The 17,099-nt window shown below is 69.8% G+C and carries 16 protein-coding genes and 2 pseudogenes; 7 read left to right on the forward strand and 11 right to left on the reverse strand.

The genetic code is table 11. The features are described from left to right. Nucleotides 1-331 precede the first annotated feature (331 nt). A complete protein-coding gene (locus tag ACIQ6R_RS28080; RefSeq protein WP_404224255.1) occupies nucleotides 332-778 on the forward strand; it encodes a hypothetical protein in 447 nt (148 codons plus the stop codon). A 65-nt stretch (nucleotides 779-843) separates the two neighbouring features. Here ACIQ6R_RS28080 and ACIQ6R_RS28085 read toward each other — a convergent pair whose 3' ends face one another. Further along, nucleotides 844-2,313, reverse strand: coding sequence for a hypothetical protein (locus ACIQ6R_RS28085; protein ID WP_404224257.1), 1,470 nt, complete (start codon nucleotides 2,311-2,313; stop codon nucleotides 844-846). A gap of 207 nt (nucleotides 2,314-2,520) precedes the next feature. Beyond that, a pseudogene (locus ACIQ6R_RS28090) lies at nucleotides 2,521-2,703 on the reverse strand (MaoC family dehydratase); the annotation flags it as partial. A gap of 83 nt (nucleotides 2,704-2,786) precedes the next feature. Between ACIQ6R_RS28090 and ACIQ6R_RS28095 the strand changes: the two are divergent. Beyond that, nucleotides 2,787-3,185 (forward strand): LuxR C-terminal-related transcriptional regulator, encoded by a 399-nt coding sequence (locus tag ACIQ6R_RS28095; protein WP_404224259.1) that lies wholly within the window; start codon nucleotides 2,787-2,789, stop codon nucleotides 3,183-3,185. On the opposite strand, the gene ACIQ6R_RS28100 is transcribed toward ACIQ6R_RS28095, so the two are convergent. After that, the gene (locus ACIQ6R_RS28100) at nucleotides 3,182-3,808 is read right to left on the reverse strand and encodes an NADPH-dependent F420 reductase (protein ID WP_404184747.1); all 627 of its coding nucleotides are present in this window, start codon (nucleotides 3,806-3,808) and stop codon (nucleotides 3,182-3,184) included. The genes ACIQ6R_RS28095 and ACIQ6R_RS28100 overlap by 4 nt on opposite strands. 196 nt (nucleotides 3,809-4,004) lie before the next feature. Between ACIQ6R_RS28100 and ACIQ6R_RS28105 the strand changes: the two genes are divergently transcribed. Beyond that, entirely contained in the window at nucleotides 4,005-4,502 is a 498-nt protein-coding gene (locus ACIQ6R_RS28105; RefSeq protein ID WP_404224261.1) for an SRPBCC domain-containing protein, read from the forward strand. Further along, nucleotides 4,499-4,834 (forward strand): ArsR/SmtB family transcription factor, encoded by a 336-nt coding sequence (locus ACIQ6R_RS28110; RefSeq protein ID WP_404224263.1) that lies wholly within the window; start codon nucleotides 4,499-4,501, stop codon nucleotides 4,832-4,834. The genes ACIQ6R_RS28105 and ACIQ6R_RS28110 overlap by 4 nt, the downstream gene beginning before the upstream one ends. A 325-nt stretch (nucleotides 4,835-5,159) precedes the next feature. Here the strand turns inward: ACIQ6R_RS28110 and ACIQ6R_RS28115 are convergent, their stop codons facing one another. The 3 genes from ACIQ6R_RS28115 to ACIQ6R_RS28125 form a co-directional block, all read right to left on the reverse strand. After that, the gene (locus ACIQ6R_RS28115; RefSeq protein ID WP_404184738.1) at nucleotides 5,160-5,492 is read right to left on the reverse strand and encodes a putative quinol monooxygenase; all 333 of its coding nucleotides are present in this window, start codon (nucleotides 5,490-5,492) and stop codon (nucleotides 5,160-5,162) included. Between the two features lie 142 nt (nucleotides 5,493-5,634). Continuing rightward, nucleotides 5,635-6,426: a VOC family protein gene (locus tag ACIQ6R_RS28120; protein WP_404224265.1), complete on the reverse strand. Its 792-nt coding sequence runs from the start codon at nucleotides 6,424-6,426 to the stop codon at nucleotides 5,635-5,637. A gap of 366 nt (nucleotides 6,427-6,792) precedes the next feature. Then, nucleotides 6,793-7,761 carry a DUF3500 domain-containing protein gene (locus tag ACIQ6R_RS28125; RefSeq protein WP_404224267.1) on the reverse strand — a complete coding sequence of 323 codons (969 nt, stop codon included), beginning with the start codon at nucleotides 7,759-7,761 and terminating at the stop codon, nucleotides 6,793-6,795. Nucleotides 7,762-8,084: 323 nt separating this feature from the next. On the opposite strand from ACIQ6R_RS28125, the gene ACIQ6R_RS28130 reads away from it, so the two are divergent. After that, nucleotides 8,085-10,745 carry a hypothetical protein gene (locus ACIQ6R_RS28130; RefSeq protein ID WP_404224268.1) on the forward strand — a complete coding sequence of 887 codons (2,661 nt, stop codon included), beginning with the start codon at nucleotides 8,085-8,087 and terminating at the stop codon, nucleotides 10,743-10,745. Nucleotides 10,746-10,749: 4 nt separating this feature from the next. Here the strand turns inward: ACIQ6R_RS28130 and ACIQ6R_RS28135 are convergent, their stop codons facing one another. Further along, on the reverse strand, nucleotides 10,750-12,117 hold the full coding sequence (locus tag ACIQ6R_RS28135; protein ID WP_404224270.1) for an APC family permease: 1,368 nt from the start codon (nucleotides 12,115-12,117) through the stop codon (nucleotides 10,750-10,752). Between the two features lie 201 nt (nucleotides 12,118-12,318). Then, nucleotides 12,319-13,158 (reverse strand): endonuclease/exonuclease/phosphatase family protein, encoded by an 840-nt coding sequence (locus tag ACIQ6R_RS28140; RefSeq protein WP_404224271.1) that lies wholly within the window; start codon nucleotides 13,156-13,158, stop codon nucleotides 12,319-12,321. A gap of 240 nt (nucleotides 13,159-13,398) precedes the next feature. Between ACIQ6R_RS28140 and ACIQ6R_RS28145 the strand changes: the two are divergent. Next, a pseudogene (locus tag ACIQ6R_RS28145) lies at nucleotides 13,399-13,491 on the forward strand (aldo/keto reductase); the annotation flags it as partial. 87 nt (nucleotides 13,492-13,578) lie between these two features. Here the strand turns inward: ACIQ6R_RS28145 and ACIQ6R_RS28150 are convergent. Together ACIQ6R_RS28150 and ACIQ6R_RS28155 are read right to left on the reverse strand one after the other, a co-directional pair. Further along, entirely contained in the window at nucleotides 13,579-14,190 is a 612-nt protein-coding gene (locus ACIQ6R_RS28150) for a DUF998 domain-containing protein (protein WP_404224273.1), read from the reverse strand. Nucleotides 14,191-14,280: 90 nt separating this feature from the next. Then, nucleotides 14,281-14,802 carry a hypothetical protein gene (locus ACIQ6R_RS28155; protein WP_404224274.1) on the reverse strand — a complete coding sequence of 174 codons (522 nt, stop codon included), beginning with the start codon at nucleotides 14,800-14,802 and terminating at the stop codon, nucleotides 14,281-14,283. A 277-nt stretch (nucleotides 14,803-15,079) separates the two neighbouring features. On the opposite strand from ACIQ6R_RS28155, the gene ACIQ6R_RS28160 reads away from it, so the two are divergent. Beyond that, on the forward strand, nucleotides 15,080-15,517 hold the full coding sequence (locus ACIQ6R_RS28160; protein ID WP_404224276.1) for a hypothetical protein: 438 nt from the start codon (nucleotides 15,080-15,082) through the stop codon (nucleotides 15,515-15,517). Between the two features lie 338 nt (nucleotides 15,518-15,855). On the opposite strand, the gene aztD is transcribed toward ACIQ6R_RS28160, so the two are convergent. Next, entirely contained in the window at nucleotides 15,856-17,061 is a 1,206-nt protein-coding gene (gene aztD / locus ACIQ6R_RS28165) for a zinc metallochaperone AztD (protein ID WP_404224278.1), read from the reverse strand. Nucleotides 17,062-17,099: the final 38 nt, after the last annotated feature.

Raw genomic sequence — 17,099 nt, forward strand, 5'->3', positions numbered from 1 at the left:
GAGGACCGGCAGGGCGTGGTGTTGCCTGAGCCATACCGCACGTTCGTTGCCGAGATCGCGAACGGGACAGACGACGGACCCCCTGACGACGGCGGTCTGTTGCCCCTGGGAGCGAAGCCGGCCAGCTGGGCCAGGTGGCGATTCCGGACGTCGCGGTGATCACTTTCCTTGGGGAGCCACGAAGCGGTCGCGCGCCGACACCGGCGTCGCGTGCGGGTGAGAGGCGCCCGGCACGCTCCCCGACGGTGCGTCACGGACTGGGCGGGCCTGGGCTGTCGGGCATAGCCTGCGGCACAGTGTCACGTACGACAGCTGCCTCGGGAGGTACCGCATGCCTCAGCTAGTGACGTCGCGCGAGTTGGACGTCATCGTGGACCATCGACTGTTCGGCCTGGTCGACGAGGAGGGCCAGGAAGGCGAGCGGCCGGCGTCGCCGCGGTCGGTCGGCAGTTTCGTCAGTTCCAACGCCACCATGCTCTACATCGGGTCGGACGAGGACATTCTCAACGCGCGGTTGCGGCTGGAGGCATGGGACGGACCGGCGGCCGCCCTCGCGGACGAGTGGCCGTCGACGGAGATCCTGTCGCTGGACCTTCCCTCGGGCCGGTTCCTGGTGGACGAGATCGCGGCCGGGGGCAAGTCGGACGTGTTCCGGCTCCCGCACGCCGGCCGGTGGCGGGCGCGGGTGGGCTGGCGGGAGAACGCCCCTGGCCCGGCCGGCGGCTTCGCGGAGCCGGGCGGCTGGGCCCTGGTGCAGTTCTGGCCGGACGCGGGCTGAGACGGACCGAGACGTGTGCGGGGCCCGGCCTCGTCGGCCGGACCCCGCACGACTACTGGTCGCGATCAGCGGATGGGGATGTGGAACGCGTCCTGGTCGAGCAGCCGGTCGATGTCGTACCAGCGGCCGAGGCGTCGCCCGGCTTCCTGGTTGACCTCGCTGTTGACCCATCGCGCCGAGTAGTGACGCTCGTACTGGGCACCGCCGTACGGTTCACCGGGGAACAGGTGTCGTCCCGCGCCCTCGTAGGTCGAGGCCATGGGGTACTCGTCGCAGTCGTACGGCCCCTGGTTCACCGGGAGGGTCGCCTTGAGGTCCTGCATCGCCTTGGTGGCACAGAAGTTGCGGACGATGCGGCGGTTCTCGTCGTACCGGAAGCTCTGCTTCTCTCCCTTGGCCTGCGCCAGACGGTGGATCGGGTCGCCGGGTGTGCCGCCGGCCAGGTGCTTGTCCGTCTGCGTGGGCATCGTGGCCGCGGGGTTGGCCCGGGCCTCCTCCAGGTGGAGGGCGACGCCGGCCACCTCCGCGTCGGACTTCGTGTACGACATGCCCGGCACCGCCCGGTCGAACACGGACCCGAGCTTGTGCGACTGCAGGTACCACGCCGAGTCGAACCGCATGCCGCCTTCGGGGCTCTCGGTGTCGATGATCTGGAAGTACCAGGGCAGATCGAACTCGTACTCGATGTGGAAGACGCCGGTGGCGATCTGCTCCCCCCACAGGGGATCCGGACTGATCGCCTGGGAGGCGATGTCGAAGTAGGCCTCGTCGTTCACGCGCCACTCGTTGATGGTCTTCTCGGTCTCCTCGTTCTCGTGCGCGTAACAGGCGTGGTCGTCGTTGAGGTTGGAGTCCTCGTCGGTGTAGGTGCCCTCGCACTCGATGGCGGCGCTCAGGTCCGCTCCGGAGCGGGCGAACGGACCGGTGGTGACGATGTTCTCGACCTTGAGCCGGAAGTCCGCCCAGCGGAAGTTGGGATGGTCCTCGTGTCCGCCCGCCTTGCCGTAGCCGATCAGTGTGTTCGTCGAGGAGTAGACGCCGGTGATCTTGCATTGCGGCGGGAAGAGCCCGCACTCGAAGGCCGGCATGAACAGCAGGTGCTTCTGGCAGTACGAGTAGCGGTTCTTGATCCACCCGGCGTCCTGCGATGCCGCGTCGGAGTTGGCGTCGCACTCCTCCCAGTTGGTGTAGTCGTAGATGTCGGCCGGAATACGGCCGGCCGGGAACCGTGAGGAGTCCACCACGTAGCTCGCCGGGTCCGCGGCGAGGGCCGCCTTCTTCGCCATCTCCGAAGGACCGGCGGATGTCGACGGCTTGATGCCCAGCCGGTCCAGATCGCCGCGCTTCGTCACTTCCTCGACGAGCTTCTCCGGGTCGGCGATGAGCGCCGGGTCCGATATGACGTACGGGGTGATCTTGTAGGTGGTCTTTCGGTCTTCCTGCGGGCTCTGCGCTTGGGCCGGCAGGGCGCCGACCAGCAGCAGAGCCGCGGCGGCCAGACCTGTGACGGCCGCCTTGAGGCGTAAGGATGTCACTGCGCCGTTCCCCCTGTGAGTGCAGTAGGCGTGCGATACGCCAGTACAGACCCAAGTAATGATCGTGTACAGGTCAAGAACGGCCATTGGTCCGGCCCGCCGGACTCGCCCGAGAGCCAGCTCAACGCCTTCCGCGCTGCGTGCCCGCGTGTCCGAAAAGCGGGGGTCTGATCAGGGCCTCACCCTCACCCACATCCCCCGCCTCCAGATGCCGCTGGAGAGACGGCCCTTGTCCAGGCCACAGTCGACGCTCATGGGCACGCCGGTGATGTCCAGCAGCTCACCGAAGAGCGGGATGGCGAGGGAGAGGGTGAGGTAGCCATGGGCGATGGGGGCACCGCAGGGGCCGCTCTCGGCCTTCTGCGGGTCGCTGTAAATCCACTGGTGGTTGGCTCAGGGATGTCCCCAGGCGCCTTCTGGCCGCGTCTCCGGGCTTCCCAGGAGGTACTGCGCCCCTGGGGGTCCAGGACGGCGTGGCCCAGTGCCTGTTCGCCGCCGACGGCCGGTACGTCGGCGTGCTGAACGTCAGCACCCGGCGTCCACGGCGCACGTCCGAACCGGCGCGCGCCGTGGTCCGGGTCACCCTGCTCACCGAGGCCCCTCGCCGCGGCCGTCGACTCCCCGCGTGCCCACCGCCCGGGCGGGCCGCCACGGAGGCGCGGCGGCCCGGCGGCCTCTCGCCGCGAGGGCTCCAGGTGCCGGCCGAACCGGCCGCCGACCGCACCGACCGTGAGATCGCCGAGCGGCTCCACATCACGCCGCGCACCGTGGGGACCCACATCGGGCACACCCTCGCCGAGCTCGACCTCCCCGACCGCGCGGCCGCCGCCGCGAGAGCCGCCGCCTGGGGCATCGAACCCCTGGAACCCTAGCCAGTGGGACGGGTGACCACGTTGATGTTGAACGTGTGTGTCCCCAGGCCACCCGCGATGCCCATGAAGAGCAGGGCGAAGTGCTCCTGTCCGCGGGCGGTACGGATGCCGCCGATGTCCAGCTGGGACGACGCGGGCCAGCCGAGGTCGGCGAGCAGTCGGCCGGTGGTCCGCTTGGCTTCGGCGTCATCGCCGGAGAGGAAGACGGTGCTCGGGCCGGCGAGACCGTCCGGGGCGGTCATCACGGTGGAGTCCATGGTGCACAACGTCTTGACGACGGGGGTCGAGGGGAAGGCCTCCTGAATCCGCTCCCCCAGACTGCTGTTGGGGTGGGAGAGCTCGCTGAAGTCGTCGGAGAGGCCGACCCCGACGTCGATCAGCAGGGTGCCGGCCAGGGCCGATGCCCCTATGGAGTGCAGCAGGTCCACGGAGACGGTCCCCGGAGTGGCGTTGACGAGCACCTCCGCGTGGGCGGCTGTCTCGTTCAGGCTCGCCACGGGGAGACCGAGGTCTGTCCGGTCCCCGGGGCGGCGCGAACCGAGGAGCACATCGTGTCCTGCGGCGCTCCAGCCGTGGGCCAGCGCTCGGGCGACGTTGCCGGTACCAAGTAGTCCTATACGCATGGGGAGACGCTAGCCATGGTCACGGGGGCGGCGGATCCGACCGCGGCCCCTGGTGGACCGGCACCAAAGACCTAGTTCCGCGGTCGCTCCTCCCTACCGGGCCCGCCACCGAGGCGCCGGATGCAACCTTCCGGTTGCACGGGATGGCAGGAAGTGCAACCATTGAGTTGCAGCGAGAGAAGCGAGGGAGAAAATCATGGACAACACCACCCACACCGGCGCGGAGCTCGACGAGCTCGACCGGATCGACCGGCAGATCGACATCGACGCCCCGGCCGACCGGGTATGGGAGCTGGTCGTACGGCCCGGCTGGTACATCAACGACGGCGAGGTCGAGGCCGAGCCGGACCTGCGCCGAGACGGCGACGTGGCCGTGGTGCGCCATCCTTCGCTGGGCGAGTTCCGGTTCCGGACCGTGGAGCTGGACAAGCCGCGCTACGCGGCCTTCCGTTGGGTCGGGAGCCCGTCCCGGGACGAGTCGACGCCCTCGACCCTGGTCGAGTTCTGGATCGACGAGCGGGACGGCGGCGGAGTGACCCTGCGTGTGGTGGAGAGCGGATTCTCCGGCCTCGCCGACGATCCGGCGGCGTGGCTGAAGGAGCGCGAGGGCAACGACAAGGGCTGGCTCACCGAGCTGGCAGCCGCGAAGGCGTTCGTCGAGAAGAACGCGCCGGCCCCGACGGAGCACTCGTGACCGCCCCCGCCCTTCCCGTCGTGTGTGCCGCCCTCGGCGACGCGACGCGCTGGGAGATCCTCACCCGGCTCGGTCAGGGCCCGATGTCGGCGTCCGCGCTGGCCAGGGTCCTGCCGGTGAGTCGGCAGGCGATCGGCAAGCACCTGGAGGTGCTGCGCGAGGTCGGGCTGGTCGAGTCCGAGCAGCGTGGGCGCGAGGTCGTCCACGTCGCGGTCGGGGCCCGACTCGGCGCACTGGCCCACGAACTCGACCGCATAGGCCGCTCGTGGGAGACCCGTCTGTCGCGGATCAAGGAGCTGGCGGAGCGTCCGCGACCGGACGTCACGGGCTGACCGACCGCGACCTGCGACGAGGGCGGCACGACCGTGCCCGAGCACGGCAGCAGGATATCGGTCCGCGCCGGCGCTGGCCTCCGGTGGCCGACCGGACGACCTTCCAGGCCGAACTGAACCGGCCGCGGGTCCGGGAGAAGGCGCCCCCGGGAAGGCGACGCGATCGCCGCCGCCCGGCGGCACCTGCCCGCGGTCGGGTGCCCGCCGGCCTCGAACTGACCGGACCGGACGGGCCGGTCACCCTGCGCGGCGTGAAGCCGATGGACTACGGCTTCGCGCTCATGGAGTCCTACGCTCTCGGCCCCCGCCCTTGACGCTCGCGGTCTCAGTCGTCTCCCGGGACCGCCATCTCCCCGAGCAGGGACCAGTCCTGCTGCGGGACCGTGACGTTGACGATCCGGGGCGTTTCCACCAGGTGGGGTGGCAGCGTCTTCCGGGCTTCGGCGAAGTGGCCGGAACCGACGTGCGCGGCACCGGCCTCGTCGTCGCGGAACGCTTCGAGCAGCACGTACTCGGTCGGGTCGTCGACGCTGCGGGACCAGTCGAACCACAGGCACCCGGGTTCGCCACGGGTCGCTTCGGTGAAGGCGCGGGTGATGTCGGGCCAGTCGTCGGCGTGCTCGGGCCGGACGCGGAACCTGGCGGCGATGAAGATCATGGGTGGACCTCTCGGGCGTTCGGGGAATGGCCGTTCCGGCGGTCGGGGAATCGAGACCGCGCGGCTGCGCCTGCGTGAGCCACCGCCGGGCCGGCGCCGCGGCCCGGTACGTGGTTCGGCCTATGGTTCGGCACTGCTTCGGTCACCCCTGGGCCGGGGTCAGCACCACGAAGTCGGCGTTCGACGGATCGACGCACAGGGCAAGCCGGCCGACGCCCTCCGCGTCCTCGGGGCCCATTTGCACACTGCCGCCGTTCCCGGTGACCGCGGCGACCGCGGCGTCGCAGTCGGCGACGGCGAAGACCGGGTGCCAGTACGGTCGGCCGTTCGCCAGGGCGAGGTCCTGTTCGCGAACCTCCATGAGGCCGCCGTGCATGCGCTCCTCGGGAAGGCCGGCCGGAGTGATGAGAGAGTACGTGCCTCCGCCGCCCGGCAGCTCCATGTCACCGAACTGCCAGCCGAAGACACCGCCGTAGAACTCCTTGGCCGCTGCCGCGTCGCTCGTGTACAGCTCGGTCCAGGACAGTGAGCCGGGCTGGTCCACCAGTTCGACGCCCTTGTTCGTCCCCGGCTGCCACACGGCGAACTGGCCACCCGAAGGGTCGTTGTACTGGGCCATCCGGCCCCAGTCGTCGAGGTCCATCGGCGCCACCCGCACCGTGCCGCCCGCGCTCCGCACGGACTCGGTCGTGGCGTCCGCGTCAGTGACGCAGTAGTAGATCATCCAGGCCGAGCGCGCGCCCTCCTCGGTAAGCTTGCCGAGACCGGCGACGATCTTGCCGTCCTTGCGGAACATGCCCCCTTCCATGTCCTCCCCCATGGACTCGTAGTCCCAGCCGAACACGGCGCTGTAGAAGGCCACGGCACCGCGGACGTCGGGGGTGCCGAGGTCGAGCCAGCAGGGGGAGCCGGGGACGAAGTCGTTGGTGATCACGGCGATACCCTTTCGCAGGTCCTGTCTGGACTCAGCGTGACACCCCGCACTGACACACGCCCGTCGTGCTGGTCCGGTCCGGCCGCGGAGGGCCCCGCCCGCGCCCGCGGCAGGGGCCCTCCGCTCGTCAGTGAGTCACGTGAGTCACGTCAGTCACGTCAGTCACGTCAGTCACGTGAGTGTCCTCGGCGGACTTGGCGGCGGCGTCCGAGGCGGGATCCTCGGTGACGGAGTCGCTCGTACCGGCGTTCGTGTCGCCAGGTGCGAGGCCTGCCATGGCGTGGGCGAGCGGCGTATCCGCGACGGCGCCGCAACGGCCGCCGAAGCGACTCCTCGGGATCGGGCTCCGGTTCGCACGCGCTCCCTTCACCCGTGCTGGTCCGCGTAGTGCGCGCGCAGCAGATCGGTGCCCCAGTCATGGCGGACATGCCGCCAGACCGAGTGGGCGTGGTTGCCGTCGTCCTGGGTGTTGTCGTACTCGATGAGCAGGTCCGGGGCTCGGACGCAGTAATAGTGCCGGTCCCCGGGTGCGCGGCCACCGGCCCACGCGAACGAGAGGGCGTCCAGCCCACGCGCCACCAGTTCGGACCAGCACTCCTGCGCGTACTCCGCGGGCGCGCGGTCGAGGTAGCGGCGCACCAGGCGCTCAAGGACGCGCTGCTGGCCGGGGGTCATGTCGCCGTACGGCAGGCCGCCGGGCAGCTGGTCCGGATCGACGAACGGGTCGGCGCGGGTCAAGATGTCGTCCGGCGGCGCGGCGGCGAAGACCGCCCTCGCCCGTCGGTCGACGTCCAGGTCCGTGACCAGGTCCCGGGCCAGATCCTCCTCCGGCCCCAGCAGCCGGCGTCCGGCCTGCGGACCGTCCGTGATCCGCGCCGGCTCCGCACCGATGAAGTGCGGCGTCACCCGGATCCCGGCCGCCGTGATGAGTACGTGTACGGCGAGGTGGTGGCCGTTCATCCGCCAGCCCCAAGGAGCGTCACCCTCCGGGTCGCCCAGCAGCCGCACCCAGTAGCGGTCGGCGCCCGTGGCGCCGACCGTGGCGCGGCGGTGCCGCTCCACCTCGATCGCCCCGCGCGCCAGCTCCGCTCCCGGGGCACTGTGCGCCGCGGCCAGCAGCGCGTCGACAGCCTCGCGCTGCCGGCTGCCGAGGCCCTCGGTGGGCAGACCGGGGCGCGGGCCCGGCAGATAGGTCCACTCCCGCAGTTCGGGGGCGTCCAGCCTGGCGGGCCCCGCACGCAGCTCGCTCAGCTGCTCCGGCTCCAGTACGGACAGCAGCGCACGCGCCGCCTCCCGCAGCCGCGCGGCCGCCGGCTCCGATCGATGCCCGTCCACCCGTTTCTCCTCCCCTCGGCGCCCGACGCGGCGCGTCCGCGGGGCGATGTCATTCCTCGTGACACATGGTGCGCCACGCGTGCCCCGCTCACGCGAGCGGAGGGCCGCCGTCACACGTGCACCTTGCACGTTCCAGCGCAAATCACTCATCAGAGGTGACGGACGCGGGTAGCCTGCCAGCTATGCCAGAGACGGGGTCCCCTTTCACCGGCGCGACCGAACTGTTGTCCACCATCAGGGAGTTGGCTCGACGGCCCCGGTTCCTAGCCAGGACCTCGGACGACGAAGTCCGAGGCGAACGGCCACTGCCTCTGGTCTGTCTCGTGCGCGCCCAGGGCCCGGACGATTTCCTCTCCGCGCTCAATGAGCGGCTGGAGACGTCCGACCACCGGTCCTCGGTACCCCACGCCTATATCGACGCCCGCTCGGTGGACGACACGGTGAGGGACCGCTGGCAAGACGTCCAGGACCGGTCGCTTCCGCTGATTCCGCTGCTCGACGAGCTGAGGACCAAACTCGCCGGCGACCGCTTCGGTCCCGGGCGCCCCTTCCGCTTCGACTACTACCGGCTGGCCGACTGGCTGACCGGACAGCGGCTGTCGCCCGCACCGGGACGCCACGAGCAACAACTCGCCGACCTGCTGCGCCATTGGAGTGGCCGGGCGCACCGATCGGACCCCGGCGCTCTCACCACCTCCACGGCCGCCACTCCCTCGGCCTTCAGCCTCATCGGGTCCACCCTGTATGTACTCGTGGAGGTCGGCCGCCGGCTGGGGCTGCGCTGGCTGGGGCGGCGCAGCCCCGGCCTGGGTCGGGAGGCACGCTGGTTCATGCGGCGACAGCCGTTCATGGTGCCCCGTCACTCGACGAGCTTCCGTGGGTTCGCCGAGCGGCTCACGGAGCGCGGTCGGGAAGCGGAGAACCTCGATCAGATCAAGAAGCTGCTGGTACACGCGTTCCTGGAAGATCTGCGCCGGGCATACCGTCGTAGACGCTGGGTCGTCTTCCCCAAGCGCTCCGGCTGGCGCCGTACGACCTACACGACCGTCCTGCTCGACAACCTCACCGACGGCAATGGCGGCTGGGACCTGCTGCGGCTCATCAGCGAGGTCCGCAACGAGACCGGCGAACTCGACCCCCTCCTCGTCATCGCGACGACCGACGAACGCCCGGCCGCGCTCGAGGCGGGGGACGCCGGCGTTCTCCGCAGTGCCCAGGACGCCCCTGACGCGCTCAGGGCGTGGCTGGACAACTTGCCCAGCAAACGGCAACGCCTGGTGGAGAACGCCCGCTACCTGTGGATCGCGCTGCCGCCCGCGCAAGCGGACCAGCCCGGCCGGCGGGAAGTAAGGGTGAGACCAGGGGACTTCCGTCCGCCCTCGCCTCCCGTCCTGTCCCGACGGGGCGTCGGTGAAACCCTGCTGGCACTCGTCATGGTCCTGGTACTGCTCCCAGTGACCCGGAACGTCATCGACTCGTGGGCCGCCGAGTGCCTCTACTTCCGCTCCGGCTTCCACGACGGCGTATCGGTCAAGACCGTCGAGATGGGCCCGGACGACCGCCAGTGCATCGGCTACAGCGACGACGCCGTACAGATCTTCGGCACCAACAAGCGCCTGCGCTGGGCCCAGCAGGCGATCTTCGCGCAGAACGAGACGGCGAAGAAGCTGCACCGCCAGCAGCCCGGCCGTCCCTATCTCAGCATCGTGCACTTCGTAGGGCTGACCCACCGCGAGGCCGCGCCCGACACCGATCACGCCGCCGCGGAGGAACTCGAGGGGCTCCTGCTGCGCCAGCGGGCTCAGAACGTCAAGTCCAAGACGCAGCCGCTCCTGCGCGTCATCGTGGCGAACGGCGGAGACGGTATGCGCAAGGCGCCCGAGGTGGCGCGTGACATGCTCCGACCGCTGTTCGACGAGGATCCTTCGGTGGTTGCCGTGGTCGGGCTGGACCGCACGGTCGAGGAGACCGAACAGGCGATCACCGAGATCGGCCTCGCCGGTGTTCCGGCCGTCGGTACCACTCTGACCGGTTCGGGGCTGGGTGACCGGTCGTCGCTGTACTTCCAGATGGTCCCGGACAACACGGTGCAGGCCCAGCTGATCGCCGGCTACGCGCAGCTGCTCAAGGCACGGAAGGTCACTCTGTACCATCCTGACCGAACGGACCGTTACATCGGCACTCTGGCCAAGGCCGCCGACACCGAGCTGGGCGAACGGAACGTGCCTGTGGCAGAGGCGACATGGGACGATTCGGCCGGTGAGGTGGCTTCCCTGTGTGCGGACGGTGTCGACCGGAGCGATGAGATCGTCTACTACATAGGACGTGAGGACGACTTCGGGGACTTCATCCGGTCCGTGACCAACGGCTGCACCAGCCAGCGGAATCTGCCCCTCATCGTCGCCGCGGACGCGGTCTCACGGTTCGTCGCGCAGGGGGAGAACCGTAAGCAGAGTGCGCTGGCGAACCGGTCGATGTCGTACGTCGGGATGGGCAGCCTCGTCACGCTGGCGGGTGCGTCGTGCTCGCGGGAGGGACGTCCCGCGCCCCTGATGGGAGCCGGGACGCCCTTGGACGCGTTCTGCGCGGGCTACGGAAAACTGCGCACGGAACTCGGAAAGGCGCTGCCCGAGAAGGAGTCGCCGCAGACGCCGTGGCCGGCGGAGCGGACCGGCACGGCGTACGACGTGGCGGGACTGCTCGTCGAGGCCACTTCCGCATTGCACCAGCGGTTGGACACGGAGACGAGGGCAGTGGCACCGCACCGGGCGGCGATCGCCCAGGAACTTCGGGAGAACACTTACCAGGGTGCGACCGGGGAGATCGACTTTCGCGCCTCACGCATCGGTAACGAGCGCAATCTCGCGATCCTGCGGATCGCCAACATCCACGACATGGGCTCCGCCCCCACCTGCTTGTACATGAGGGGCGACCTGTTCGACGCGCGGCAGCGGCGCGCCCCGGACACCGGTTGTCCCGAGTAGCGGCTCACGCCTCCCCGCGTGACTTCATCACCGTCCTGTTCAGCACCCACAGCCCGATGCCGATGAGCAGCAGCACGCCCGCCCGGATGTAGACGTGCGCGGGCCGGTCGGACAGCGGGCTGGCCAGAATCAGGGAGGTGATCGCGCCCAGCACCGGCAGAGCGGTCGGCGTACGGAAGTGCTCGTGCTCGACGCGGTCGCGGCGCAGGACCAGTACGGCGATGTTGACGACGGCGAAGACGCACAGGAGCAGGAAGGCCGTGGTGTCGCCGAGGCCCGCGATCTCCCCGGTGGAGACGAGTCCGATGGCGAGTACGGAGACGAAGACGATCCCGACGACAGGAGTGCGGCGCCGGGGAAGAACGCGGCCCAGGGCGCGCGGCAGGATGCGTTCGTTCGCCATGCCGTAGCAGAGCCGGGAGGCCATCATGACGTTGATCAGTGCCGAGTTCGTGACGGCGAACAGGGCGATCAGCGCGAACAGCTTCGGCGGGAAGTCCAGCCCGCCCGCCTTGACGACCTCCAGCAGCGGGCCGCTGGAACCCTCCAGCACGCGGTAGTCGACGAGCAGCGAGGAGACCAGGGCGACCAGGACGTAGATGGTCCCGGTGACGGCGACGCCGATGAAGATGGCGCGCGGAAACGTACGCACCGGATCCTGGGTCTCCTCCGCCATGTTGACGGAGTCCTCGAAGCCCACGAAGGCGAAGAAGCCGAGGGCCGTCGCACCCAGCACGCTGGTGATCAGAGCGTGGCCGGTGCCGCCGGCCTGGAACTCGCCGAGACGGGAGGGGTCACCGTCTCCGGTGAGGACCGCCCAGGCGCCGACGGCGAGGATGACGAACAGGCCGGTCAGTTCGACGAGGGTGAGAACCACGTTGGTCTTCACCGACTCGGACACGCCGCGCAGATTGAGTGCCGCGAGGGCGAGGATGAACAGGATCGCGATGAGTGTGGGTGGGAAGAAGTCCGTGAACTCGGCGAGGTAGTCGCCGCTGAAGGCGCGCGCTGCCGCGCTCGCCGAGGACAGGCCCGAGCACATGACCATGAAGGCGACGATGAAGGTGAGGAACGGTACCTGGAACGCCTTCTGGGTGTACAGCGCGGCACCGGCCGCCTTCGGATACTTGCCTACGAGCTCGACGTAGGAGGCCGCTGTCAGGATCGCCACGACGAACCCGATGACGAACGGCAGCCACAGCGCCCCGCCGACCTTGCCCGCGACCTGACCGGTGGTCGCGTAGAAGCCGGTACCGAGGATGTCGCCGATCACGAACAGGATCAGCAGCTTGGGACCGATGGCCCGCCGCAGGGGAGTGTCGTCGCCCGCTCCCTCCGGCGAAGCAGTGGCGTCTCTTCCGCCCGTGGTCACGGAGGCCCCCTGAGGTGTCGGGTACTGGACAACGTCTCCTCTGCCCGGCGGGCCGGTGGACCATGCCCGGGCATACCGCAACCGGGAGCACGCGGGCGGCACTGTGGCCCGAGGACCTGCTGGATGCCGAGGAGCGGCACGGTTGTCTGCCGACGGTTCTCGCGATCAGCGTTGAGCAGCGGTTGCGTACGTGGAAGCTCTTCAAGCCGGGTCGACGTCGGTGTGCAGCAGGTGGTGGTCCGAGTACGGGGTGGGTTCCACGCGGTGTCCGAGTGGGGTGAGACCTCGCAGGAAGACGTAGTCGAACTTGCTGTGCCAGTCGGTGGTCGGCTCGCAGGTGCCGGCGGGCGAGGGATGACACTGCGGGTCGGTGTCCGCGGCCAGGGCCCACATCCGGGCGAGTTCGGGAGCGTCCGGCACCGCGTTGAAGTCGCCGAGAACGATCGCGCGGTCGTGCCGGGCGACCTCGGCGGCGAGTACGCCGGCCTGATCCGCTCGGACCGCTTCCTGACGGCGCTGGGCGAGGTGTGTGTTGAAGACCCGGACGGGCTCGCCGCCCACCAGGGTGGTGACTGCCATGTACCCCCGGTCTTCGGAACCACCGTCGGGGTATTCCAGGTGGACGCGGTCGGTCATCGGGGCCGCCGAGAGAATCGCCTGACCGAAGCCTCCCGGATTCCACGGCACTCCCCCGCAGCGGCCCCGGTGTTGCAGAACCATCCCGTACTCGACGTGGTAGACCAGTCCGTAAAGGCTTTCCAGATAGCGCCGGATCCTGTCGACGTCACGCACGCAGGCTTCCTGCAGACCGACGACCTGGGGCGCGTACGTCGCGATCTCCGCTGCCCGGTCGACGTTGCTTTCCTCGCAGGGGTTGCAGATGTTCCACGTCATGACCCGGTTCGGTACGACCTCCTGGGCGGCGTCGACGGGCAGTGACCTCACGAAGAGGGCGCCGCTCGGTGCACTGGGGCCGACGAGCAGCATGCAGACCACGGTCAGGGCGCCCGCGAGCAACCACGTGCCCCTTCCGAGCACCATCGCCTCCTCAATGTCGATCACATGGCATCCGACGTCTCCACGCACAAGGTTATGGGACGGAGTTGTACGCGACCCAGGCTTCTCACCTTTCACCAGGGCCCTCGCCCGCCACCCTGCCCCTGAGCGGCGATGGCCCGCCCGTGCCGTGGCCAACCGCGATGCTGGCTTCGCCTCCTTCGCCAGGGGGGGGGCAGCACGGGGCATCGGCTGTGTTTCGTATCGGTGGGGACCTGGAAGCCCGGGCTGGCCGAGGTCACCGTGGGCGAACCTGACCAGGCACGGCAGATCGTCGACGTCGCGAGCGTACAGAACCGCTACAACGTGCTCGATCGCCCGAGATCTGACCAGCGCGATCGCCTCGACCGGCTGTCCGCCCCGGCATGAGGGCTCGGTCTCCGTCGGTCGTCGGGAGCGGCCGACTCATCCAGGGCCGGCGGTCCGCTCGGCCGGTGCCTCGGAGTGGTGAGGGCAGGAGGCGGCGACCACGAAGGGCCACACCGACTGGACGAACGTGACGACGCGTTCCGCGACGCCGGCGTTGCCGTGTCGGTGCATCTCGACCAGGAACCATGCTCCACCGGCGGCCATCAGGACGGTCACCACGATCGAGGGCGCAAGCCTCAGAGCCCAGGGAGCGGTTGCGCCGCCCCTGACGGCCAGTACCGGCCACACCGCCAGGAGCGTGAAGCCGACGGCCACCACCGTGCCGTGGCGCAGTGAGCCCCCGCTGGTCGGTGCGGGAAGCAGGGCCACCGCCAGCGCCGCGAGACCGCCGCCGCCCAACGCCAGGCGTCCGGGGGTGGCAGCTGTCCGCAGCCCCCAGGCGGTCAGCAGGTGACAGGCGCCCAATGCCAGGAACGCCGCCGTCATCACCCAGAATCCGGAAGCTCCGTAGGCCCCCAGGGCGCTGATCGTTTCCGTGACGGGGTCATAGGCAGGCCCTTCGAACAGTGCCGCACCCGTCCAGCCTCCGATCAGCAGGACGGGCGCACACCCTGACGAGAGCAGGACCCATCTGGGGACAAATCGCATCAGGTAACCATAAAGCGACACCGTGACGAACCATGGTTCCCGCAGAGCGAGGTGGATGTTGGAGTCGGGCACCTCACGGCAGACGCGCGCTCAAGCGTGGCAGAGCACCGCGGGGGCAGGCGGGGCGGAGTCGCGCGCCACGGTCGCGTGGGCGGGACGGGCGGTGGGGACGGTGGCCCCGGCCCGCGAGCACTCCCGTGCGAAGACGACCAGACGCAGCACCGCGAACCGCGCGACACCGGCGAGTGCGCAGGCGGACAGGTAGACGACCTGCTCGAGCACCGCACCGGGTGCCGTCACCAGCTGATGCAGGACAAGCATCGCCGCGCAGGTCACCGCGTACGCGGCCGCCGCGGACCCGGCCGACTGCGCGTGCTGGCGCCAGGTCGCGTGCCCGACCGCGCCGAAGGTGAAGCGGGCATGCAGCTCGGTCGCGAGCAGGGTGGAGCCCGCGGTGATCAGCGCGTTGGCCAGCATCCAGGGAATCCAGGAGGCGAGGACCGCCACGGCGAGGCTGGAGGCGAGCCCCACTCCGCCGCCGCAGAGCACGAAGCGGGCGAAGGACGTGAAGGCACCGGGCGCCGCCGGCTGCCGACTCTGCGCTGTCTCCATGATCCGCCCCCTGCCGGCTCACTCGACGAAACGCGCACTTCCCGATCCGTGCGACCGTCACCTCGTCGTTTCCGACATCAGAAACGCTACGTTGCGTTCATGTCATAGGCAACTGAGTTTTTGCGTGACAGCGATATATGCGCAGGCAGTAGCCGTTAAATCGTTGCAATGTCCCGGACTTAACGCAACGAACTTGGCTGCCGCTCGTTGCAATGGTGGAACCACCGGGCTTCCGCCCCCGTCGGCCCGGACGACGTCACCGCATAGTCTTTCCGTCATGACGCGCGCGTGGGTGTTGCCGATGTCGCTCGTGGTCTGCGGCGCACTCGTCGCCACCACGCAGTTCGTCGGCGGGTCTCCTGGTGTCGCCGTCGCGCTTCTGCTGATGTTCGGCCTGCTCGCGGGCCTGCACTCGCCGTTGGTGTTCCCCCCGTCGATCGGAGCGGAGGAGGCACAACGCCGGAGCGCGGTCGACGGCCGGCCGATCGTCTACTGGCGCGCGGGATGCAAGTACTGCCTGCGCCTGCGGTTCCGGTCGGGCCGCAGCGCCCGTCGGCTGCATTGGGTCGACATCTGGCGTGACCCCGCTGGGGCGTCGGCGGTACGAGCAGCCAACGACGGCGACGAGACCGTGCCGACCGTCATGGTGGCGGGCCGGCCGCACGTCAACCCGGACCCCGAATGGGTGCGCCGCCGGCTCCCTCCGGCCGCATGACGAGAAGCAGTCCATGACCGGATCCGTCGGCGGACATCTGGCGCGTGCCCGGACGCGAGGAGCTGCGGTCCCTCGCCCAGGACGATGACGGACGCCGGCAGATCGAGGTGAGGCACTGGGTGACGCGTCGCACGGTGATGATGCCGGCCGGTGCCGGAACGTCGGGGTCCGGGCCGGCCACGTCGGGACGGCGCCCGCCCTGTGCGTCGGAGACTTCGGCACCGGGCTGGGACCCGACTCCTCAGCGCTGCTGCCGGCGGCCGCGTGAAGGCACTGGGCCCGCCGTCGGCCCGCCCACCCAGGCACGTGTACCGTGCCCTGCCCGGGTGGGCCGGATCTCAGTGGCCGGCGGCAACGCCGGAGAGTTCGTTCGTACTCTTCGGCAGCGTCACCGACGTGACCTTCTCGCCGGACTCGATGTCGACGGCGTGCAGCTTCCGCTTGCCCGGTTCGGAGACGTACGCCGTGTGGTCGCGGACGAAGAGGGTGGGCCGGGCCTGCTGCCAGTCCAGCGGCTCCTGCCACTTGCCCACTACGGGGATCTTCTTCTCCACCTTGCCCGTCTCCGGGTCGATGACGTGAAGCGTGCCGTTGGTGCCGAGGACGAGTGCCTCGCCGTGGGGCCCCCGGCCGAGCGAGCGGAACGAGTAGCTGGTGCCCAGGTCGACCAGGCGCAGCTTCGCGGATTCGGTGTCGATGAGAGAGATGCGGGTCGGTCGCTCCAGTTCGGCGTCCGGGTCGGTCTTGTAGTCGCCCAGGATGATCGGCGACGCGTCACTGCCGGCCTGGTTGCCGATGCGGCCGTACTCGTCGGGAGCGTCGACCTTGGTGAACTCGCCGTCCTTGTAGATCAGGACGCCGTCCTCGCAGCCGACGGCGACGGCTTCGCCCTGGGCGGCGGCTTCGCCGTGGACGCCTGGGCAGTTCTCGTTGCGCTTGATCTCCTTGTTGTTCCGGTCCAGGACGAGTGCGCCGGTGCGCTTCTCCTCGGTGCCGAGGGTGCTGAGGAGTTGGCCGTTGCTCAGTTCGATCGCGACGCCGTGGTGCGGTTCGGCGGAGGTGTAGGCACGGCCTGCGGGCTTCGTGCCCTTGCTCAGGTCGGCGGGGTCGATGACGTTGACCTCACCGGTGCCGTCGGTGAACAGGACCGTCCTGCCCGCGTGGCGTACGACGTGCCCGGGCTTGGCGCCCTCGTAGGTGATGTCGGTGAGGGTCTGCCCGGCGGCGTCGAGGACCCGGAAGCCGGCGTCGGTGGAGACGATGACGTGGGAGTCGTCGCCTGCCGGGTTGACGCGGTTGAAGCCGGGCAGCTCGATCGTCCTGGCCGGCTTCAGGCTCTCGCCGTCCAGGATGTACAGGCCACCGTCGAAGGTGGCGACCAGCGGGTTCTTGACCGCCGTGGCGGACTTGGCACGCGGCGAGTCCTTCGCCGTCTTCGCGTCGGAGGAGGCGTCGTCCCCTCCCCCGCACGCGGTCAGAACCGTGGAGACGGCGAGGGCGAGGGCGGTTCCGGTGAGGGCTCTGTTGCGTATCGTCTTGCTCACTGTGTGTGTTCCTTTCCGGCCGCGCGGAGGCGGCGTCG

The organism is Streptomyces sp. NPDC096048, from assembly GCF_044763415.1.
GTDB lineage: Bacteria > Actinomycetota > Actinomycetes > Streptomycetales > Streptomycetaceae > Streptomyces.